Origin of the sequence: Streptomyces sp. NPDC091280 (genome assembly GCF_044768565.1) — a bacterium.
Lineage (GTDB): Bacteria > Actinomycetota > Actinomycetes > Streptomycetales > Streptomycetaceae > Streptomyces.
Map to the genome: position 1 here is coordinate 78,257 of NZ_JBIVUZ010000005.1, position 20,655 is coordinate 98,911.

19 protein-coding genes and 2 tRNA genes are annotated in these 20,655 nt (G+C 70.0%); 8 read left to right on the forward strand and 13 right to left on the reverse strand.

The genetic code is table 11. The features are described 5' to 3' along the window. Window positions 1–61 precede the first annotated feature (61 nt). Complete coding sequence (locus ACIQPR_RS16385) at window positions 62–1,063, forward strand: hypothetical protein (RefSeq protein ID WP_403648105.1); 1,002 nt, start codon at window positions 62–64, stop codon at window positions 1,061–1,063. Window positions 1,064–1,145: 82 nt separating this feature from the next. On the opposite strand, the gene clpX is transcribed toward ACIQPR_RS16385, so the two are convergent. From clpX to ACIQPR_RS16410, 5 genes are all read right to left on the reverse strand, one after another. Further along, complete coding sequence (gene clpX, locus ACIQPR_RS16390; RefSeq protein WP_019065572.1) at window positions 1,146–2,432, reverse strand: ATP-dependent Clp protease ATP-binding subunit ClpX; 1,287 nt, start codon at window positions 2,430–2,432, stop codon at window positions 1,146–1,148. Window positions 2,433–2,593: 161 nt separating this feature from the next. Further along, window positions 2,594–3,274 carry an ATP-dependent Clp protease proteolytic subunit gene (locus tag ACIQPR_RS16395; protein ID WP_403648108.1) on the reverse strand — a complete coding sequence of 227 codons (681 nt, stop codon included), beginning with the start codon at window positions 3,272–3,274 and terminating at the stop codon, window positions 2,594–2,596. A gap of 50 nt (window positions 3,275–3,324) precedes the next feature. Then, window positions 3,325–3,927, reverse strand: a complete 603-nt coding sequence (locus ACIQPR_RS16400; RefSeq protein ID WP_362971111.1) for an ATP-dependent Clp protease proteolytic subunit — start codon at window positions 3,925–3,927, stop codon at window positions 3,325–3,327. 279 nt (window positions 3,928–4,206) lie between these two features. Beyond that, the gene (gene tig / locus ACIQPR_RS16405) at window positions 4,207–5,586 is read right to left on the reverse strand and encodes a trigger factor (RefSeq protein ID WP_403648111.1); all 1,380 of its coding nucleotides are present in this window, start codon (window positions 5,584–5,586) and stop codon (window positions 4,207–4,209) included. Between the two features lie 192 nt (window positions 5,587–5,778). Next, window positions 5,779–5,855 (reverse strand) — tRNA-Pro (locus tag ACIQPR_RS16410). A 176-nt stretch (window positions 5,856–6,031) separates the two neighbouring features. Here ACIQPR_RS16410 and ACIQPR_RS16415 point away from each other — a divergent pair. Beyond that, window positions 6,032–6,102: transfer RNA gene (locus ACIQPR_RS16415), tRNA-Gly, on the forward strand. A gap of 150 nt (window positions 6,103–6,252) precedes the next feature. On the opposite strand, the gene ACIQPR_RS16420 is transcribed toward ACIQPR_RS16415, so the two are convergent. Both ACIQPR_RS16420 and ACIQPR_RS16425 read right to left on the reverse strand, forming a co-directional pair. After that, window positions 6,253–6,453, reverse strand: coding sequence for a hypothetical protein (locus ACIQPR_RS16420; RefSeq protein ID WP_403648114.1), 201 nt, complete (start codon window positions 6,451–6,453; stop codon window positions 6,253–6,255). Beyond that, window positions 6,453–6,647 (reverse strand): hypothetical protein, encoded by a 195-nt coding sequence (locus tag ACIQPR_RS16425; RefSeq protein WP_026178055.1) that lies wholly within the window; start codon window positions 6,645–6,647, stop codon window positions 6,453–6,455. Before ACIQPR_RS16425 ends, ACIQPR_RS16420 begins: the two co-directional genes overlap by 1 nt. A gap of 304 nt (window positions 6,648–6,951) precedes the next feature. Here ACIQPR_RS16425 and ACIQPR_RS16430 point away from each other — a divergent pair, with 304 nt between their 5' ends. After that, complete coding sequence (locus tag ACIQPR_RS16430; RefSeq protein WP_403648117.1) at window positions 6,952–8,091, forward strand: acyltransferase family protein; 1,140 nt, start codon at window positions 6,952–6,954, stop codon at window positions 8,089–8,091. Here the strand turns inward: ACIQPR_RS16430 and ACIQPR_RS16435 are convergent. Beyond that, entirely contained in the window at window positions 8,088–8,543 is a 456-nt protein-coding gene (locus tag ACIQPR_RS16435) for an HD domain-containing protein (RefSeq protein ID WP_403648120.1), read from the reverse strand. The genes ACIQPR_RS16430 and ACIQPR_RS16435 overlap by 4 nt on opposite strands. After that, complete coding sequence (locus ACIQPR_RS16440; RefSeq protein ID WP_403648123.1) at window positions 8,540–9,739, reverse strand: PP2C family protein-serine/threonine phosphatase; 1,200 nt, start codon at window positions 9,737–9,739, stop codon at window positions 8,540–8,542. The genes ACIQPR_RS16435 and ACIQPR_RS16440 overlap by 4 nt, the downstream gene beginning before the upstream one ends. 162 nt (window positions 9,740–9,901) lie before the next feature. On the opposite strand from ACIQPR_RS16440, the gene ACIQPR_RS16445 reads away from it, so the two are divergent. Beyond that, window positions 9,902–11,161, forward strand: a complete 1,260-nt coding sequence (locus ACIQPR_RS16445; protein WP_403648126.1) for a GNAT family N-acetyltransferase — start codon at window positions 9,902–9,904, stop codon at window positions 11,159–11,161. Between the two features lie 50 nt (window positions 11,162–11,211). Here the strand turns inward: ACIQPR_RS16445 and ACIQPR_RS16450 are convergent, their stop codons facing one another. Together ACIQPR_RS16450 and ACIQPR_RS16455 are read right to left on the reverse strand one after the other, a co-directional pair. After that, a complete protein-coding gene (locus ACIQPR_RS16450) occupies window positions 11,212–12,027 on the reverse strand; it encodes an Fpg/Nei family DNA glycosylase (RefSeq protein ID WP_403648129.1) in 816 nt (271 codons plus the stop codon). Window positions 12,028–12,131: 104 nt separating this feature from the next. Further along, on the reverse strand, window positions 12,132–12,617 hold the full coding sequence (locus ACIQPR_RS16455) for a ribose-5-phosphate isomerase (RefSeq protein WP_403648131.1): 486 nt from the start codon (window positions 12,615–12,617) through the stop codon (window positions 12,132–12,134). A gap of 180 nt (window positions 12,618–12,797) precedes the next feature. Between ACIQPR_RS16455 and ACIQPR_RS16460 the strand changes: the two genes are divergently transcribed. Further along, window positions 12,798–14,216: an amino acid permease gene (locus ACIQPR_RS16460; protein ID WP_403648134.1), complete on the forward strand. Its 1,419-nt coding sequence runs from the start codon at window positions 12,798–12,800 to the stop codon at window positions 14,214–14,216. A gap of 32 nt (window positions 14,217–14,248) precedes the next feature. Here ACIQPR_RS16460 and ACIQPR_RS16465 read toward each other — a convergent pair whose 3' ends face one another. Next, window positions 14,249–16,048 (reverse strand): protein kinase, encoded by a 1,800-nt coding sequence (locus ACIQPR_RS16465; RefSeq protein ID WP_403648137.1) that lies wholly within the window; start codon window positions 16,046–16,048, stop codon window positions 14,249–14,251. A gap of 212 nt (window positions 16,049–16,260) precedes the next feature. On the opposite strand from ACIQPR_RS16465, the gene ACIQPR_RS16470 reads away from it, so the two are divergent. Together ACIQPR_RS16470 and ACIQPR_RS16475 are read left to right on the forward strand one after the other, a co-directional pair. Next, entirely contained in the window at window positions 16,261–17,001 is a 741-nt protein-coding gene (locus ACIQPR_RS16470; RefSeq protein WP_403648140.1) for an LPXTG cell wall anchor domain-containing protein, read from the forward strand. A gap of 123 nt (window positions 17,002–17,124) precedes the next feature. Beyond that, a complete protein-coding gene (locus ACIQPR_RS16475; RefSeq protein ID WP_403648142.1) occupies window positions 17,125–18,456 on the forward strand; it encodes an FAD-binding oxidoreductase in 1,332 nt (443 codons plus the stop codon). On the opposite strand, the gene ACIQPR_RS16480 is transcribed toward ACIQPR_RS16475, so the two are convergent. Next, the gene (locus tag ACIQPR_RS16480) at window positions 18,440–19,021 is read right to left on the reverse strand and encodes a biotin transporter BioY (RefSeq protein WP_403648145.1); all 582 of its coding nucleotides are present in this window, start codon (window positions 19,019–19,021) and stop codon (window positions 18,440–18,442) included. The two genes, ACIQPR_RS16475 and ACIQPR_RS16480, sit on opposite strands and share 17 nt — an antisense overlap. Window positions 19,022–19,429: 408 nt before the next feature. On the opposite strand from ACIQPR_RS16480, the gene ACIQPR_RS16485 reads away from it, so the two are divergent. Then, window positions 19,430–20,632: an ROK family protein gene (locus ACIQPR_RS16485; RefSeq protein WP_403648148.1), complete on the forward strand. Its 1,203-nt coding sequence runs from the start codon at window positions 19,430–19,432 to the stop codon at window positions 20,630–20,632. Window positions 20,633–20,655 lie beyond the last annotated feature (23 nt).

Below are 20,655 nucleotides of genomic sequence, written 5' to 3' on the forward strand. Positions count from 1 at the left end.
GCGGTTCCTGTGGCTGGGCCAGGATGTCGGGAACACATAAGTATCTGGAGGGGAACCCAGAATGAGCTACAACCAGCCGGGCCCGTACGACGGGCAGCCGCAGCAGCCCGGACCGTACGGTCAGCCGGGTCCCTACGGTCCGCCTCCCCAGCAGGCGCCGCAGGGCGCCCCCCAGCCCGGCTACGGCTACCCTCAGCAACCGCCCGCCCAGCCCGGTTACGGCTACCCGCAGCAGCCCCCGCAGGGCGTCCCGCCGCAGCCCAACCCCTACGGGCAGCAGCCCTACGGCCAGCAGCCGCCCTACGGCCAGCAACCTCCTTACGGGCAGCCGCCGTACGGCGTTCCGCAGCCCCCGGTACCCGGCGGCGGGAAGAAGAAGACGGGCCTGATCATCGGCGCGGTCGCGGTCGTGGCCGCCGTCGCGGTCGGCGCGTACTTCGTGATCGGCGGGGGCGGTGGCGGCGGCGGTGTGGCCGACGACGGCGCGCACAAGCTGACGGCGCCGGCGACGGTCATCAACGGCACGTACAAGAAGTCGGACAACAGCTCCGACTCGGCGAACTCGATGACCGACGACGACAAGGCCGACTTCCAGAAGTGGGGGGTGAAGAACCCCGTCGAGGTCAGCGCCGGCTACGAGAACGGCACCGGCCTGGCGCAGAAGACCCTCTCCTTCGACGGCGTCTACGGCACGATCGACGACCCGGAGGCCGTCGTGGACGCCATGTTCGCCAAGGTCAAGACGGAGTCGGAGAAGGACCAGAGCAGCGACAAGACCAGCGGCAAGCTGGTCGGCAGCCCGGAGAAGGTCACTCCGGCGGGCTTCTCCAACGGCATCATGAAGTGCCAGGTCGCCGAGATCGCCAACAACGACACGTCGAGCACCACGGCCGGCGCGGCGAAGACCATCAAGCTGCCGATGTGCATCTGGGGCGACCACAGCACGGTCGCCGTCGTGAGCGCGTTCGGGATCGCCGAACTCGCGGCGGGCAACGGCGGAACGGTGGAGAGCACCGCGGCACTGGCCGCGAAGCTCCGCAACGACGTGCGGGTCAAGGCCTGATGGCGTAGCACCCGCTCAACTGCGAAGGGGCCCCGGTCAGTCGGACTGACCGGGGCCCCTTCGGCGCTGAACCGCCTTGCCGCTACGCCGTCTTCTGCTCGCCCGGGCCCCGGCCGCGCGCGTCGCGCGGGATGAGGGTCGGGTTGACGTTCGAGAGGACGACGTCCGCGGTGATGACGACGCGGGCCACGTCCTTGCGGGACGGCACCTCGTACATGACGCCCTGGAGGACTTCCTCCATGATGGCGCGCAGGCCGCGGGCGCCGGTCTGGCGGAGGATGGCCTGGTCGGCGATGGCTTCGAGGGCCTCGCGCTCGAAGTCCAGCTCCACACCGTCGAGTTCGAAGAGGCGCTGGTACTGCTTCACCAGGGCGTTGCGCGGCTCGATGAGGATCTGGAGCAGGGCCTCGCGGTCCAGGTTGTGGACCGAGGTGATGACGGGGAGGCGGCCGATGAACTCGGGGATCATGCCGAACTTGACCAGGTCCTCGGGCATGACGTCCTCGAACTGGTCCTTGGACTGCAACTCCCGCTTGGAGCGGATCGTCGCCCCGAAGCCGATGCCCTTGGCGCCGGCCCTCGACTCGATGAGCTTCTCCAGGCCCGCGAACGCGCCGCCCACGATGAACAGGACGTTCGTCGTGTCGATCTGGATGAACTCCTGGTGGGGGTGTTTACGGCCGCCCTGCGGCGGGACCGAGGCCGTGGTGCCCTCCAGGATCTTCAACAGGGCCTGCTGGACGCCCTCGCCGCTCACATCACGCGTGATCGAGGGGTTCTCGCTCTTGCGCGCGACCTTGTCGATCTCGTCGATGTAGATGATCCCGGTCTCGGCCTTCTTGACGTCGTAGTCCGCGGCCTGGATCAGCTTCAGCAGGATGTTCTCGACGTCCTCGCCGACATAGCCCGCCTCCGTGAGCGCGGTCGCGTCGGCGATCGCGAACGGCACGTTCAGCATGCGGGCCAGGGTCTGGGCGAGGAGGGTCTTGCCCGAGCCCGTGGGGCCGAGCAGCAGGATGTTGGACTTCGCCAGCTCGATGGCGTCCTCGCGGCTCTGGCCGCCGCCGTTCTCGCCGGCCTGGACGCGCTTGTAGTGGTTGTACACCGCGACCGAGAGTGCCTTCTTCGCCGACTCCTGGCCGACGACGTACCCCTCAAGGAACTCGTAGATCTCGCGGGGCTTGGGGAGTTCCTCCCAGCGCACCTCGCTCGTCTCCGCGAGTTCTTCCTCGATGATCTCGTTGCAGAGGTCGATGCACTCGTCGCAGATGTACACACCGGGCCCTGCGATGAGCTTCTTGACCTGCTTCTGGCTCTTGCCGCAGAACGAGCACTTGAGCAGATCGCCGCCGTCACCGATGCGTGCCACGGTGTGCTTCCCCTTCGCCTGGGAGCCGCCTGGGTACAGCGGCTCCTGGTGCTGCCTTATGTCCGACGGTACCTTGCCGGGCCCCCCGTTCGGGCCCCCCTTGGCACGGTTCACTTCCACGTGGACCGCGCCAAGGGGTCTAGGACGATACCGAGTCCGGGTCAGCGGACGTCGGCGTTGTTCATCTTCCGGGTGGAGATGATCTGGTCGATCAGGCCGTACGACAGGGCGTCCTCGGCCGTGAGGATCTTGTCGCGCTCGATGTCCTCGCGGATCTTCTCCAGCGGGGTCGTCGAGTGCTTGGCCAGCATGTCCTCCAGCTGACCGCGCATGCGGAGGATCTCGTTGGCCGCGATCTCCAGGTCGGAGACCTGGCCCCGGCCCGTCTCGCTGTAGGGCTGGTGGATCAGCACGCGCGCGTTCGGCAGCGCCATGCGCTTGCCGGGCGTACCGGCGGCGAGCAGGACGGCGGCGGCGGACGCGGCCTGGCCCATGCAGACCGTCTGGACGTCCGGCTTCACGAACTGCATCGTGTCGTAGATCGCGGTCAGCGCCGTGAAGGAGCCGCCGGGGCTGTTGATGTAGATCGAGATGTCACGGTCGGGGTCCATCGACTCCAGGCACAGCAGCTGCGCCATCACGTCGTTCGCGGACGCGTCGTCGATCTGGACGCCGAGGAAGATCACGCGCTCCTCGAAGAGCTTCGCGTACGGGTCGTACTCGCGCACGCCCTGCGAGGTGCGCTCCACGAAGCGCGGGATCACGTAACGGGACTCGGCGGCGGGAGCCGTGTATTCGGCGCGTGCGTGGTCGTACAGGCCGTTGCCGGGGAAGTTGTTCACTGTCTCTCTCCTGGGGGCTGAGGCGGTCGGCTGATGGCTGTGGCGGGGCCTCAGGCCCCGGTGCCGCCGCCGCCCGGCATACCTGCGGCCGTGGGCATGATGTCGTCGATGAGGCCGTACTCCTTGGCCTCGATCGGGTCGAACCAGCGGTCGCGGTCCGAGTCGCGCGTGACCTGCTCCACCGTCTGGCCGGTGTGGAAGGCGGTCAGCTCCGCCATCCGCTTCTTGGTGTGCAGCAGCCGCTCGGCGTGGATCTTGATGTCCGAGGCGGAACCGGCGAGGCCGGCCGAGGGCTGGTGGATGAGGATCTCGGCGTTCGGCAGCGCGAAGCGCTTGCCGGGAGTGCCGGCGCTGAGCAGGAACTGGCCCATCGAGGCCGCCATGCCCATGGCGATGGTCACCACGTCGTTCTTGATGTACTGCATGGTGTCGTAGATCGCCATGCCGGCCGTGATCGAGCCGCCGGGGCTGTTGATGTAGAGAAAGATGTCCTTGTCCGGGTCGGAGGCAAGGAGGAGGAGCTGTGCGGTGATCTTGTTGGCGATGTCGTCGTCGACCGCCTGGCCGAGGAAGATGATCCGCTCACCGAGCAGTCGGTTGTAGACCTGGTCGCCGAGGCCACCGAAAGAGGGCTCGCCGGCGGCTGTAGGCATCAGATTCGTCACGTATCCACCTGCTCGTCTTTACGACGGCGCCGGGCCGTCTCACGTGTACTGCCGGGGGCAACGGGGACTCCCCTGCCCTCGTATTCATGGACCCTAACGCGCGGGTCCCTTCGGGGAATCCCGCAAAGGGAACTGTTCGCTGTCAGCGCATGCACCGCGCTGGTGGGACCCCGGGTAAGAGCAGGGGCCCCGGGGTGCGATGTCCCCGGGGCCCCTGTGTGCCTCGCTACGGCTCAACGGCCTTGCCTACGGCTCGGTGTGCCGTGCTCACGCCTCGGCGGGCTCGGCGGCGTCCTCGGCCGTCTCGACGGTCTCGGTGGCCGTCTCGTCCTCGTCCTCGTCGTCCAGGTCGACGATCTCGCCGTTGGTGTCCTTGACCGTGGCGGCCTCCACGACGACCGCGAGGGCCTTGCCGCGGGCGACCTCGCCGACCAGGAGCGGGACCTGACCGCCCTCGACGACGGCCTGGGCGAACTGGTCGGGAGACATGCCGGAGGAGGCCGCGCGACGCATGAGGTGCTCGGTGAGCTCCTCCTGGTTCACGTTCAGCTTCTCCTTGTTGACGAGCTCGTCGAGGACGAACTGCGTCTTGATGCCCTTGACCGCGGCTTCCTTGGTCTCGGCGTCGAACTCCTCGGCCGTCTTGCCCTGGATCTCCAGGTACTTCTCCAGGTCGAGGCCCATCTGACCGAGCTGGTGGTGCTCCAGGTTGTGCTTGCGGGTGTTGATCTCGTCCTCAAGGAGCTTCTCGGGGACGGGCACCTCGACGAGCTCAAGCAGCTTGTCCAGGACGCGCTCCTGGGCCTGCGTGGCCTGGTCGTACTGCTTCATGTTCTCAAGGCGCTTGCGGCTGTCGGCGCGCAGCTCCTCCAGGGTGTCGAACTCCGAGGCGAGCTGGGCGAACTCGTCGTCCAGGGCCGGGAGTTCGCGGGCGGCGACCTGGCTCACCTTGACGGTGACCTGGGCCTCCTGGCCGGCCGCGGAGCCGCCCTTGAGCTCGGAGGCGAAGGTGGCCTCGCCGCCGGCCTCCAGGCCGGTGACGGCCTCGTCGATGCCGTCGAGGAGCTCGCCGGAGCCGATGGTGTAGGAGACGCCCTCGGCGACCCCGTCCGCCAGGACCTCGCCGTCGACCTTGGCCTCCAGGTCGAGGGTGACGACGTCGCCCTCGGCGGCGGCGCGCTCGACCGGGGAGGTGGAGGCGAAGCGCTCGCGGAGCTGCTCGACGGACTTGTCGATGTCCTCCTCGCTGACCTCCACGGCGTCGACCTCGACCTCGATGCCCGAGTAGTCCGGGATCTCGATGGTCGGGCGGATGTCGACCTCGGCGGTGAAGTTCAGCGTCTCGCCGTCCTTCAGCTCCGTGATGTCGACCTCGGGCTGGCCGAGCGGGTTGAGCTCCGCCTCGTTGACCGCCTCGGTGTAGAACTTCGGGAGGGCGTCGTTGACGGCCTCCTCCAGCACCGCACCGCGGCCGAACCGCTGGTCGATGACGCGCGCCGGGATCTTGCCCTTCCGGAAGCCCTTCACCGTGACCTGCTGGTTGATCTTCTTGTACGCCGCGTCGAGGCTGTCCTTGAGCTCCTCGAAGGGCACCTCGATGCTGAGCCGAACCCGGGTCGGGTTCAGGGTCTCCACGGCGCTCTTCACGGTTCGGTCTCCTTGGGGGCTGACTTCTTGGGTTGCGGACCCAGACAGGTCCGGCGGTTTCTGGTCGCCCGGAGGACTTCAGAGTGTGAGACACACGGGCGCGCAGCTTGCATAGTAGCCGCAGCGGCAGGACGCCCCAAAAGGCGATCGCGCGAGGTACTGGTGTGGTACCGGTCCCGGAGGTCCGGCAGGTGGTCGGGGTGGCGGGATTTGAACCCACGGCCTTCCGCTCCCAAAGCGGACGCGCTACCAAGCTGCGCCACACCCCGTCAGGTGCGACACGTAGGGTACATGGCCGCAGGCAGTGAGGCCGTCGCATTTCACGAGCGCGGGGGTGCGGGGCGGGGCACGGGCCGGAGCGCGGAAAAGGCGGTGTGCGCCGAGGGCGTCCGACCCGCTACGATGCCTTCTGTGCCGCGGTCGTCTGACCTGCGGCGCGTCATGCGCGGGCGTAGCTCAATGGTAGAGCACTAGTCTTCCAAACTAGCTACGCGGGTTCGATTCCCGTCGCCCGCTCCGCACGACTCAGGGCCAGGTCGGAGGATCTTTCTTCCGCCTGGCCCTCAGTGTTTCCAGGCGGCTTCCCGATGGTGGACGACGGCGATCCGAACGGCCTCGGCGGCGCCGGGGTGGCCGTGCCGCGCTGGCCGCTGTTGCGCCGGTTCGTCAGGGCAGTCGGCGGAGCCAGCGGGCGGCGAGGGGGTAGGCGACGATCGACGCGGCGATTCCGGTGAGGCCCGATGCCGTGTACGCCCAGTCGGGCAGTGCGTGACGGAAGTAGTCGAACGTGATGTCACGCGTGAGCAGGAAGGCGGCGAACGCCGCGAACAGGGCGCCCGCCGACTGTCTCGTGAAGCGGTGCCCCATCAGAAGCTGATCGAATTGATCGTCTCCGCTATGGAGTTGAGGAACCGGTTGATGGACGGCGCCATGCCGGTCGAGGCGAGGAAGAAGCCGAAGAGGATGGCGACGATGGCGGGGCCCGCCTTGATCGATCCCCCTCGGATCAACACCACCAGGATGATCGCCAACAGCAGCACCACAGACAGTGAAATGGCCACAACTGATCACACACCCTCGGTCGGTCCGCTCCCGGCCCGGGGACGCGACCCCGCGCACCCCGCCAGAACCATCGTGCCACCAACCCGGCCCACCTATGCGGCGGGTGACGCATCGTTGGTCGCAAAGGTTCGGAAGAGAGATGTTCGCCGGCAGTTCGGGTTGTTGGCGGGAGCACACGAACAGGCGTCATCGGCATGGCTTTTTGCGGTTTTTGTTCGGGATGAATCATGACATCTCAGAAACTTTTCGGACGCGCGTCCGATGGTTTCACCGATTCCCACAGGCAACGCTAAGGTGCCTCAGATGTTCCAAGCTGCCATGCCATCCGGCCAGAACGAACAGAGCGAAAAGAACGAACAGACCGAACCGCACGAACCGACCAGACGGCGCGACCCGTTCTTCGACAACGCGAAGTACCTGGCGATCCTGCTGGTCGCCGTCGGGCACTCCTGGGAGCCCCTCAAGGGCGACAGCAGGGCGCTGCAAGGGCTGTACATGGTCGTGTACAGCTTCCACATGCCGGCGTTCATCATCATCTCCGGCTACTTCTCCCGGAGTTTCGACCTCCGCCCCGACCGCCTCAAGCGACTCCTCACCGGTGTCGCCGTGCCGTACGTCGTCTTCGAGATCGCCTACTCGCTCTTCAGCCGGTACGCGGGCGACAACCCGCACCAGAAGATCACCCTCCTCGACCCGCTGTATCTCACCTGGTTCCTCTGCGCGTTGTTCATCTGGCGGCTGACCACCCCGATCTGGAAACTGGTCCGCCACCCGCTGCCGTTCGCGCTCGGCATCGCCATGCTCGCCTCCTGCACCCCGGACATGACCGACGACTTCGACCTGCAACGGCTGGCGCAGTTCCTGCCGTACTTCGTGCTCGGCCTGGTCCTGCGGCCCGAGCACTTCCAGTGGGTGCGCCGGCGCGCGGTGCGCGTGCTGTCCGTGCCGTTGTTCGCGGGCGCCGTGGTGTTCGGCTGGTGGGCCGTGCCCCGGATGAACTCCGGCTGGTTCTACCACCACGACTCCGCGCAGGAGTTCGGCGCGCCCTGGTGGGCGGGGCCGGTGATGACGCTCCTGATGTTCGCCTGCTCGCTGCTGCTGACGGTCGGCTTCTACTCCTGGGTGCCGAGCCGCACGACGTGGTTCACGGCGCTGGGCGCGGGCACCCTGTACGGCTATCTGCTGCACGGTTTCCTGGTCAAGGGGGCCGGTTACGCGGGCCTGTTCCACCCCGCCTGGCTGCACCGGCCCTACGGCGCGCTCCTCGTGAGCGCCCTCGCGGTCGCCGCCGTCACGCTGCTGTGCACCCCGCCCGTACGGCGGGTGTTCCGCTTCGTGGTCGAGCCGCGCATGGAGTGGGCGTTCCGCCCCGACCCGGCCGGACCGGCCCGCGACCGCACGCGGGTCGCGCGGCCCGCCGTCCGCGAGAAGGTCGGTGTCTAGTCAGTAGCCCGGAGGCCTAGAAGTGCGCGCATCCGTGCGTACTTCTCGGTCAGCCGGACGCGGGTCGGCTCGTCGAGGACGGCGAGCCGGGCCGGGTCCGCGTTGTGGGCCAGGTCCGCTTCCTTGACGAGGAGCGCGCCGGGGGTCGCGAGCACCCGCCCGGCGTACGTCTCCGGGCTCTCCCCCGCCCGCTTGGTGAGGGCCAGCACGATGTCCTTCGTACGACGGGTCAGCGCGGCCTCGTCGAGCCATCTCGCGGTGAGCGCGTCGTCCTCCACGGAGTCGTGCAGCCAGGCCGCCGCGATCTGTTCCGGGTCGCCGCCCCGCGCCCGTACGCCCTCGGCCACGGCCTTGAGGTGTTCGGCGTAGGGACGGCCCGCCTTGTCGGTCTGGCCCTCGTGCGCGGCGCGGGCGAGGGCCTCGACCTCGGTCAGGGTGAGCGGCGGGGTCACCGGGACAGTCCCTGGGCGGACGCCGAGGCCGAGGCCGTGGGGCCCTCCCGGCAGACCAGCAGCAGGGCGCGGTCGTCGTTGACGTCCTTGGCGACCGCCTCGATGAGGTGCCAGGCGGCGCCGTGGAAGCCGCCGGCGACATAGCGGTCGGCCTCGCCGGTGAGGCGGTCGATGCCCTCGACGATGTCCCGGTCGGAGGTCTCCACCAGGCCGTCCGTGAACAGCATCAGCACGTCTCCGGGGCGCAGCGAGCCCTTCACGGGGTCGAACTGGGCGCCGTCGTACACCCCGAGCAGCGGCCCTTCCGCCGCCTTCTCCTCCCAGCGTCCGCTGCCCGCGCTGAGCTGGAGGCCCGGCGGGTGGCCGGCGGAGAAGAGTTCGTAGTCGCCTGAGTCGAGGTCCAGGACCAGGTGGATCGAGGTGGCGAAGCCCTCGTCCCAGTCCTGGCGCAGGAGATAGCCGTTGGCGGCGGGCAGGAAGGCGTGCGGGGGCAGCGAGCCGAGCAGGCCGCCGAAGGCGCCGGACAGCAGGAGTGCGCGGGAGCCGGCGTCCATGCCCTTGCCGGAGACGTCGGTGAGGACGACCTCCATGGTCCGACCACCGTTCGTGCGCGCGGCCACGACGAAGTCGCCGGAGAACGACTGGCCGCCCGCCGGGCGCAGCGCCATCTCCCGGTGCCAGCCCTGGGGCAGCTGCGGGAGCTTGCTCTGCACCCGGATGCGTTCGCGCAGGTCGAAGAGCATGGTGCCGCCGCGCCGCCAGGGCACGCCGACCCGGCTGCGGAACTGGGCGATCAGCAGTCCGAAGAAGCCGCACGCGGCCACCACGAGCACCACGCCCGGGGTGACCCGGGCCGGGCCCTCGGTGTACGGGCCGAGCTTCACCGACTCCACGATCAGGGCGGTGGCCGCCGCCGCGTACAGGCCGAGCAGGCTCGCGGGCCGCAGCAGCAGGCCGCCCGCGACGATCGGCAGGACCAGCACGGCCGGTGAGAACCACACCGCGTTGGCGAGGGTCGTAGCGGCGATGACCGGGATGGTGATCAGGAGTCCGGCGAGCGCGACCCAGTCCGAGCCGTCCCCGCGGAAGTAGTCGACGGCGCTTCTGCGCAGGCCGGTGCGGACCCGGTGAACCAGCTTCCTCAACCGGGCCATGAACGTGTCGGCCTCCGCGCGCCGCTCTCGTCCTGCTGCCATTAGTTCGGGACCCTATCCATCCGACCAGCCGCTTGGCACGGGAGGTCCCACTTGTCCCCCCTGCGAGGTTCAACTTCACAGTCAACTTCACCAGAGGCTCCTGTGCGGGCGTCGAGCGGAAATTCCCTGGCTCGTCCCGCAATGCGCTGATAGGCATGGTCCATGGGGACAGAGGCGAGAGACACGCGGGCCGACCGGACCGAGCTGCGGGTGCTGCGGCGGGACGAGTGGAACACCTGGTACGACAGCCTGATCACGGCCTTCGGCGGACTCCTGGAGTCGCCCGAGGAGCGCGAACTGTGGTCGGGGCTCACCGAGATCGACCGCTCGATCGGCATCTGGGACGGCGAGGCGTGCGTGGGGACGGCGGGCGCGTTCGGCTTCCGGATCACCGTGCCCGGCGGCGCCTCGGTGCCCGCGGCGGGCGTCACGATGGTCAGCGTGGCCGCCACGCACCGGCGCCGCGGCCTGCTGACGTCCATGATGCGACGGCAGTTGGACGACGTACGGTCCTGGGGCGAGCCGCTGGCCGTGCTGACGGCCTCCGAGCCGGCGATCTACGGCCGCTTCGGGTACGGCATCGCCACGCTGCGCGGCTCCGCCGAGATCGACACCGCCCGGGTCCGGCTGACGGTTCCGCCGGGCACGGACGACGTACGGCTGCGCTACGCCGACCCCGCCGCCGTGCGCGAGCGGTGCGAGGCGGTGTACGCGCGGCGGGTGGCCGGGCGGCCGGGGATGCTGGCGCGGCGGCCCGGGTGGGAGAACCTGCTGCTGCTGGACCCGCCGAGCGAGCGGGAGGGCTCGTCGCCGTTGCAGTGCGTGCTCGCCGAGCGGGACGGCGAAGTCGTCGGCTACACGCGGTACTTCGTCAAACCCGAGTGGGACGGCTCCGGCCCGAACGGGGAGGTCCTGCTGCGTGATCTGGAGGCGCTGGACCCGGCGGCCTACGCGGCGCTGTGGCGGTTCCTCTTCGACATCGACCTGACGTCGAAGCTGTCGGTGCGCAGCCGTCCCGTGGACGACGCCTGGCAGCATCTCGTCTCCGACATCCGCCGGTGCGGTCTGCGGCAGCAGGACTCGCTGCATGTACGGCTGGTGGACCTGGGGGCCGCGCTGGAGGCGCGGACCTACCAGACGCCGGTGGACGTCGTGTTCGAGGTCGAGGACGTCTTCTGCCCCTGGAACGCGGGCCGTTGGCGGCTGACCGGCGACGCGAAGGGCGCGTCCTGCGAGCGGACCGAGGACCCGGCCGATCTCGCCCTGTCCGTACGGGAGTTGGGGGCCGCGTATCTCGGCGGGTTCTCCCTCGCGTCACTCGCGGACGCCGGGCGGGTACGGGAGCTGCGGACGGGCGCGCTGGCGGAGGCGTCATTGGCCTTCGGCTCCACGGTCGCACCCTGGCTGCCGCACGGGTTCTAGCGCAGCCTCCCGGCTTTCAGAACAGCAGCCCTACGGCTTCCGCAACAGCCTTACGGCTTCTGGCAGTCGGGGCACCAGAAGAGATTGCGGGCGGCCAGGTCGGCGGTGCGGATCGCGGTGCCGCAGCTGTGGCAGGGCAGGTTGGCGCGGCGGTAGACGTAGACCTCGCCGCCGTGGTCGTCGACGCGCGGCGGGCGGCCCATCGCCTCGGGGGTGTGCTCGGGGCGGACGGTGTCGATGCGGTTGTTGCGGACGCCCTCGCGCATCAGGTCGACGAGGTCGGCCCAGATCGCGTCCCACTCGGCCGGGGTGATGTCCTTGCCCGCGCGGTAGGGGTCGATGCCGTGCCGGAAGAGGACCTCGGCGCGGTAGACGTTGCCGACGCCGGCGATGACCTTCTGGTCCATGAGCAGGGCCGCGATGGTCGTACGGCTGCGGGAGACGCGCCGGTAGGCCGCGCTCGGGTCGGTGTCCCCCGGCGGGCGCAGCGGGTCGGGGCCGAGGCGGTCGTGTATCGCCTGCTTCTCGGTGTGCGTGATCAGGGCGCAGGTGGTGGGGCCGCGGAGATCGACGTACGAGGTGTCGTTGGCGAGGCGCAGCCGGACGGTGTCCGTGGGTGGGGGCGCCGGGGCGTCGCCGAAGCCGACCTTGCCGAAGAGGCCCAGGTGGATGTGGACCCAGTCGGCGTCCCGGAACCCGAGGAACAGATGCTTGCCGTGGGCCTCGGTGCGGGTGAGTTCCGAACCGTCCAGCAGTGCCGCGGCGTCACTGAACTTGCCCTGGGGGCTGGTGACTTGTGCCGGCCGGCCGGAGAAGCGGCGCGCGTAGTCCAGCGCGAGCCGATGAATCGTGTGCCCCTCTGGCACAGCCGCAATTCCTTTCCCACCGCCCACCCGCCTCGGTCACTCGACGGGTGGGCCTCGAAAAGCCCCGGGGCTCCGTAAGCCCGGGGGCTCCGCCCCGGACCCGCCTACTGCTTCGGGTGGTGCGCCGGGATCTCCGGCAGCTCCCCCGTCGTCTCGTACGTCGTCAGCATGTCGATGCGCCGGATGTGCCGCGGGTCCTCGGAGAACGGCGTGGACACGAACGTCTCGACGAACTTCGTCGCCTCTTCCCGCGAGTGCATCCGGGCGCCGACCGCGACGACGTTCGCGTTGTTGTGCTGCCGGCCGAGGGAGGCGGTCTCCTCGCTCCAGGCGAGGGCCGCCCGCACGCCCCGGACCTTGTTCGCCGCGATCTGCTCGCCGTTGCCGGAGCCGCCGATCACGATGCCGAGGGCCTCGGGGTCGGCGGCCGTGCGCTCGGCGGCGCGGAGGCAGAAGGGCGGGTAGTCGTCCTGGGCGTCGAAGATGTGCGGCCCGCAGTCGACGGGCTCATGGCCCGCCTCCTTCAGCCATTCGACGAGGTGGTTCTTGAGTTCGAAGCCCGCATGGTCGGAGCCGAGATACACGCGCATGGCACGAGTGTGACATGCCTGTTTCCGGGAAGCAGCTCCGGGGCCCGACCCGGTTAAGACCGGGAAAAACCTCGAAACCTCAAGAAAACCTCAAGTAACGATCAGGAATCAAAGGTTCACTAATCACTTTGCCTCCGATTCACTGGACCATCTTGTCAACGGCGTAAAGGAATTCCCCCCATGAATGATGGTTCCGGCCTCCAGGCAGGACTCAAGAACCGGCATCTGTCGATGATCGCGATCGGCGGTGTCATCGGTGCCGGTCTCTTCGTCGGTTCCAGTTCCGGCATCGCGACCGCGGGACCCGGCATCCTGCTCTCCTACGCGCTCGTGGGCACGCTCGTGGTGCTGGTGATGCGCATGCTGGGCGAGATGTCCGCCGCGAACCCCACGTCCGGCTCCTTCTCCGCCCACGCCGACCGCGCGCTCGGCCGCTGGGCCGGTTTCTCGATCGGCTGGCTGTACTGGTTCTTCTGGGTCGTCGTCCTCGCCGTCGAGGCGACCGCCGGCGCCAAGATCCTCGAAGGCTGGATCCCGGCCGTACCGCAGTGGGGCTGGGCGCTCCTGGTGATGGTGGTGCTGACCGCCACGAACCTCGTGTCGGTGGGCTCCTACGGCGAGTTCGAGTTCTGGTTCGCCGGGATCAAGGTCGTGGCGATCGGCGCGTTCATCGTCATCGGCGCGCTGGCGGTCTTCGGCGTGCTGCCCGGCGCCCACACCGACAAGGCGGGCCTGGGCAACCTCACCGACCACGGCGGCTTCCTGCCCAACGGCCCCGGCGCGATCCTGACCGGCGTCCTGCTGGTCGTGTTCTCCTTCATGGGCAGCGAGATCGCGACCCTGGCGGCCGGCGAGTCGGAGGACCCGCAGCGCGCGGTCACCAAGTCGACCAACAGCATCATCTGGCGCATCGGCGTCTTCTACCTCGGCTCGATCCTGGTCGTCGTCTGCCTGCTCCCCTGGAACGACCCCTCCATCAAGGCGCAGGGCTCCTACGTCGCCGCCCTCGACTCCCTCGGTATCGCGCACGCCGGCCAGATCATGAACTTCATCGTGCTGACCTCGGTGCTGTCCTGCCTCAACTCCGGCCTCTACACGGCCTCCCGCATGGCCTTCTCGCTCGGCGGACGCGGTGACGCCCCGGCCGCGTTCGCCCGGACCACGTCCCGCGGTGTGCCGATGGCGGCGATCATCGCGTCGGTCGTCTTCGGGTTCGTGGCGGTCTTCTTCAACTACGCCTACCCCGACACCGTGTTCCTCTTCCTGGTCAACTCCTCAGGCGCGGTCGCCCTGTTCGTGTGGCTGGTGATCTGCGCGTCCCAGCTGCGCATGCGGCGGATCATCGAGCGCGAGTCGCCGGAGAAGCTGGTCGTGCGGATGTGGCTGTACCCGTATCTGACCTGGGCGACGATCGCCCTGATCGTGTTCGTCCTCGGCTACATGCTCACCGACACGGAGGGCGAGAGCAGCGGCCGTACGACCGTGCTGCTGTCGTTGCTGGTCGCGGTGGCCGTGGTGGCGGTCTCGGTGGTCAAGGAGCGGGTGCGCGGCGGGCGGCCGGCCGCGGTCGCCGACGCGGACAAGGTGTCCGTGGGCTGAGGGAGTTCGCGGAAGGAGTGCGCGGCGGGAGTTCACAGCACGACGAAGCTGTTCTTGACCTGGTCGTAGATCTTCAGGGCCCGCGTCTCCCCGTCCGGCTGGTACCAGGTGTTGATCTGGTACGACTTCCCGTCCGCGTCGAAGCCGAGCAGCCGGGCGTGCCAGGGGACGCCCTTGAGGGTGAACGTGTACTCCCAGACCACCGCCGGGTACCCGCGGAACGTCGTGCTGACGAGCCGGATCTTCCGGTAGTCCTGCCCCTGGTGGGCGTCGCGCTCCGAGTCCTCCCACGTCCGCATCAGATCGCCGCGGGCGAGGGAGGACTTCGCCACGAGTTCCTGACCGCCGTCCGGGGACGTGTAGTGGACCTCGGCCCCCGTCTTCAGGTCCCGCCGCCACCCGGCGGGCGTGGCCCACGCGAACCCGCCCGCCTCCTGGTGCGTCCCCGGGGGCAGGCTCGGGGGGCGGGAGGTGCCCTCGACGGTGGGAGAGGAGGACGGGGAGCCGGGCAGAGAGCTGGACGGCGAGGTCGAAGCCGAGGGGCCGGTCGACACTTTCACCCCCGGGCCCGAACCCGTCGCCGAGTCACCGGACGAGCCGTTCCCGTGCAGGAGGATCCCCGCGACCACCGCGCCCGCCACGGCCATGGCAGCCGCCGCGATCAGTCCGCTGCGGCGGCGGGAGCGAGGACGCGTCTGCGGGCGGCTCGGCGTCAACGGCTGGGCGGGGCCGGGGAGTCGGGCCGGGTGGGGGCCGAGGTGCGGGCGGGGGGCGAGGTGCGGGCGGGGGGCGCGAGCGGGGCGCGCCAGGGAGACGCCTGGCACGGCGGGCCGCTGCGTCGGTATCGCGTCTTCTGTGGGCGGGTCGGGTTCGGGTTCGAGCGCGGATTCGGGTTCGGGGTCGTACACCCGGGGATCGCGTGCCGCCCGGACCAGCCACGGTTCCAGGAACGCCGGCGTGGGTGACTCCTGGTAGGGCTCCGGTGCCTCCGCCGACTCCGGTTCCGGTTCCGCCGGGGCGAGTTCCTCGGGCCGCGGCGGGAACGCGACCGGGCTCAGCGCCCGCTCCAGCTCCTCAAGACCCGGCCGGGTCGAGGGCTCCTTCTCCAGCAGCGCGGCCAGTACCTCGCGCAACGGGCCCGCCTCGGGCGGCAGTTCGGGCTCCTCGTAGAGCACCGCGTGCAGGGTCGCGAGGGTGGTGTCGCGGGAGAACGGGGAGCGGCCACCGAGCGCGGCGCAGAGGGTCGCGCCCAGCGACCAGATGTCCGAGGGCGGTCCCTGCGAGCGGCCGGAGATCCGCTCGGGTGCCATGTAGTCGGGCGAGCCGACGAGCATGCCGACCATGGTGAGCGCCTTGGCGTCCTGGATCGCGGCGATACCGAAGTCGGTGAGCACGACGCGTCGGGCGCGGCTCTCGACCAGTACGTTGCCGGGTTTGATGTCCCGGTGCAGGACGCCTCCCGCGTGCACCTCCCGCAGGGCCGCGACCAGTCCCAGCCCGATCCGGGCGGCCTCGCGCGGGCCGATCGGGCCGTCCTCCGCCATGATCCGCTCCAGCGAGCGACCGGCCACCAACTCCATGACGATCCACAGCCGTTCGCCCTCGTCCACGACGTCGTAGACCCGTACGACGTTGGGGTGGTCGATGCGGGCCGTGGCCCTGGCCTCGCGCAGGGTGCGCTCGCGGCGGGTGCGGGTGTCCTCCGCGTCGAGGCCGTCGATCCGCATCTCCTTGACCGCGACCTGCCGGTGCAGCATTTCGTCGGCGGCCCGCCACACCCGCCCCATTCCCCCCTGGCCGATGCTTTCGACCAGTCGATAGCGCCCGGCCACCCATAGCCCCGGAGTTCCGCCGCTCCTCGGGTTTCCCGTATTCCCCGCATTCCCCGTGTTCACCGTATCCCCCGGCAATCCGCTGCACCCCCACAATGGTCACACTTCATGCCGTACCAGCATAGTGCGGAGAAATCTTGTGGTACCTCTTCAAGTACTGCGAATTCAGGCGCAGTCCCAGGGGGACACAGGGGAACGCAAGGGGGACGAACATGAGTTCTCGTCGCGCGACGACCATCGCGACGGCCATCACAGGATCGCTGCTCACGGCATCTTTCTCGGCCGTGATGATCCTGTCCTTCACCGCCTCGGCGGACGACCAGGGACCGGGAAGCAGCAAAGGCGGAAAGGCGATGGACGCGGCACCGGCCGGGGTGAAACTGACCACGCTCCTGCCGGAGAGGATTTCCGTCGACAACAGTTCGAAAAAGACCGCCATCACCGCCACGGTGAAGAACGAGGGGACCAAGGAAAGCGGCGATCTGCATCTCCTGGTGGTCGGTTTCGACGGCCTGAAGGTCACCGATGTCCAAGGCTGTTCGGCGATTGCCGAAAAGGATCTGCCCGCCGGTTCGAACAGCGGATTCTCGTGCTCCGTCGGCACGCTCGCCGCAGGGAAGTCGAAGTCGTACGCCGTCGCCGCGACGTACGACCTGAGCAGGGCCGGGAAGATCTGTCTGCCGGTGATGTCCGCCGACGGCAAGAAGACGTTCTGGCAGCAGGGCCCGGTCCCGTTCGGTACGACGAACCCGTCGCCGAACGCCCCGGCCACCCCGCTGCTCCTCGGCACCGACAACAAGCCGGTGGCACCGGGCGGCGACACCCTGCCCAAGACCGGCGTCGGCAGTGACGTCCTCCCGCTGGGCGCGGCCGGCGCGGCACTGATCGCGGCGGGCGCGGCGGGCCTGTACTGGTCCCGGCGGACGCCGGGGCGGCAGGCCCCGCAGGGCTGAGCGGAGCGGCCCAAAACAGGGGAGGGCCGGGTCGCGGGAGCACCCGGCCCTCCCTGTCGCCCCGCTGCGCGCTCGCCGGAAAGCCTGACGGTACGTGTCAGGTTATGCGGCGACCATGGCCGTATGGACACCACGCAGCCCCAGCCCCGGTCCCTCGTCCTCCGCCCCGCCGATCCCGGGTACGGCGACGAACTGGCCGGTTTCCAGACCGGGTTCACGCAGCGCCCCGCCGTGGTCTTCGGCGCGGCCTCGGCCGACGACGTGCTCGCCGCCGTACGGTACGCGGCCGGCGCGGGGCTGCCGGTCGGGGTGCAGGCCACCGGGCACGGGCTGCCGGGCGGGTCGGAGGGCGGGGTACTGATCACCACGCGGCGGATGGACGGGGTGCGGGTGGACCCCGAGCGGCGCACCGTCCGCGTCCAGGCGGGCGTGCCGTGGGCGCGGGTGGTCGCGGCGGCTCAGCCGTACGGGCTGGCCCCGTTGAACGGTTCGTCGCCGGGCGTGGGTGCCGTGTCGTACACGCTGGGCGGTGGACTCGGCATCCTGGCCCGGGAGTTCGGGTACGCGGCCGACCATGTGCGCTCGCTCGACGTCGTCACCGCCGACGGTCGCCTCCGGCGGGTGACACCGGAGTCCGAGCCCGAGCTGTACTGGGCGCTGCTCGGCGGTGGCCATGCCTTCGGTGTGGTCACGGAGTTGGAGATCGGCCTCGTCCCGGTGCGGACGCTCTACGGCGGTTCGCTCGCCTTCGACGGGCGGGAGGTGGATCCCACGGACCTGCTGCGGGCGTACGAGGAGTGGACGCGGACCGTGCCGGACGGGCTGACCTCGTCCTTCGCCGCCGTACCGTACCCGGACCTCCCGGTGCTGCCGCCGCATCTGCGCGGGCGGTACGTCCTGTCCGTGCGGATCGCGTACACGGGTGCCGACGGTGAGCAGGTCGTGGCGCCGCTGCGCGAGTCGGGGCCGGTGCTGGCGGACTCGTTGCGGGAGATGCCGTACGCCGAGAGTCACACGATCCACAGTGATCCGCCGGACCCGCACGCGTACCACGGCGACAGCGCGGTGCTGAGCGAGCCGGCCGTCTCGCGGGTGGGCGAGGTGCTGTCGCTGGTGGGGCCGGACGCGCCCGGGATGTGTGTCGTGCAGGTCAATCATCTGGGCGGGGCCCTCGCGAAGTCCGCGCCGAACTCGGTGCCGTACCGCGAAGGGCGGTTCCTGGTACGGCTGTTGGCGGTCGGCGACCGGACCACCGCGCGTGCCCGGCTCGACCCGGCCTTCGCGCTGCTCGCGCCCGTGACGCTGGGCCGGGCGCTCAACTTCGCGTTCGGGGCCGGTGACCGGACCGAGGGGCTGTACGACACCGAGACGCGGAAGAGGCTCGCCGTACTGAAGTCGCGCTACGACCCGGCGAACCTCTTCCGCAGGAACTACGGCCCTACCGGCGCTTGTTGACGAACTTCCACGCGGCCGGGGTCGCGCCCATCGCCAGGGCCGCCTTCAGGGCGTCGCCGAGGAGGAAGGGGGTGAGGCCGGCGGCGAGCGCGGCGCTGGTCGACAGGTCGAGGCTCAGCGCGAGGTACGGGACGCCGACGGCGTAGATGATCGCCTCGCCCAGGATCATCGTGCCCGCCATCCGCAGGACCGAGCGGTCGGCACCGCGCCGGGCCAGGGCGCCCACGGCGGCGGAGGCGAGGAGCATGCCGACGATGTAGCCGAAGGAGGCGCCGCCGCCGTGGGTGCCGCCGGCGAACCACGGGACGCCGGCCAGGCCGAGCAGCGCGTACAGCGCGAGCGAGAGGAAGCCGCGGCCGGCGCCGAGCGAGGTGCCGACCAGCAGCGCGGCGAAGGTCTGCCCGGTGACCGGCACCGGGGAGCCCGGCACGGGCACGGAGAGCTGGGCGGCGAGGCCGGTGAGCGCGGCGCCGCCGAGCACGAGGGCGATGTCCCGGACGCGGGAGGCGGGCAGCAGGTCGGCGAGGACCTGTCCGGGGCGGGTGCTGGCGACGGCGGTACTCAAGGGGAACTCCGCAGGTTGACGGGGGTACAGGGGGACTCCGTGACGCTATCCCAGGGCTCCTTCGCCGATCACCGTCAGCGCTCGACAAAGGGTTCGGCGCGGACTTGGTGGGCTCCGCACAAAGGATGCCCGCTACACGCGCCTGGGCGTGATGCCGGTCACGCGCACCCCGTGCCGTCTCGCACACCGGTCACCGTCTGGGCAGCGGTGCACCGTTTTGCTAGCTTCGAGCGCATGGTTGCCCAGGCCCGGAACTTCGCGTCGCGTCGCTATGTCGACCTGCGACGCCAGGCCGCGGCGACCTGTTACCGCCCCTGAGGCGGGCGGAGCGGATCCGGTGCGCCTCGACGACATCCACGAGATGCACACGACGGCGCACTGTCGGACCCGTTCCCGAGGAAGTTCCCCATGCCCCGTAACGCGGCACCCCTGCTCACCTCCCCCGTCCCCCGCGCCGCCGACCGCGACCGGCGGCGCACCAACGCGAGTGTCGTCCTGCGGTCCGTGCTGGAGCACGGGCCGGTGGCCCGCTCCACCATCGCCCAGGTCACCGGACTGTCCCCCGCGTCGGTGACGGACTACTGCGCCCGCTTCACCGAACGCGGGCTGATCCGCGAGTCGGCCGTCCCGCGCCGCTCGAACGGTGTGGGCCGCCCCCATGTACCCGTCGACCTGGACGCCTCGCGTCTGGTGGTGTGCGGAGTCCATGTGGCCGTGCCCTACACGACGGTGGCCCTGCTCGATCTGCGCGGCCGGGTGCTGGCCGAGCGGCGCATCGGACACGCCTCCACGGACCCCGCGCACGTGCTGGCGCGGGCGGCCGAAGGGCTGGACGCGCTGCTCGCCGAGACGGCGGCCGGAGTCACCCCGCTCGGTGTCGGGGTCGCCGCGGGCGGCTGGGTGGACCGGGACTCCGGCACCATCGTCGAGCATCCGCTGCTGGGCTGGCGGGACGTCCCGGTGCGCGAGATCCTCGGCGCCCGCACCGGGCTCCCGGTCCATGTGGACGGCCACGCACGGGCGTTGGTGAACGGGGAGCGCCTCTTCGGGCGGGCCCGGGGCAGCCGCAGCGTGCTGCATCTCTTCGTCGGCAATGTGGTCGACGCGGCCTTCGCCACCAACGACGAGGTGCACCACGGGCCCCGCTCGCAGGCCGGCACGATCGCGCATCTCCCGCTGCGCGGCGGCACCGAGCCGTGCGACTGCGGCCGGGTCGGCTGCCTCCAGGTGGAGCTGAGCGAACGGACGTTGTGCCGCCGGGCCCGCGAGGCGGGCATCGTCGACGGGACGAACCCGACCCATGTCGTGGCCGCGGCCGAGCGCGGAGACCCGTTCGCCGTACGGCTGTTGACACAGCGGGCGCGGATGGTGGGGCGGGCGGCCGGGCTGCTGCTCGACATCCTCAACCCGGAGACGGTGGTCGTCACGGAGCTGGGGATCATCCACCGCGAGGACTGCCTGCGGGCGCTGCGCGAGGCGGTCGGCGACACCCGTGCGTCCGCCGTCGTACCGACGAGTTTCCCGGATTCCGTACTGGCCGTGGCGGGCGGTTCGGTGCTGCTCGACGTGCTGTACCGGGATCCCTTGAGTGTTTCACCGGGGCGTATTTAATTCAGAAACTCGGAATATTGACA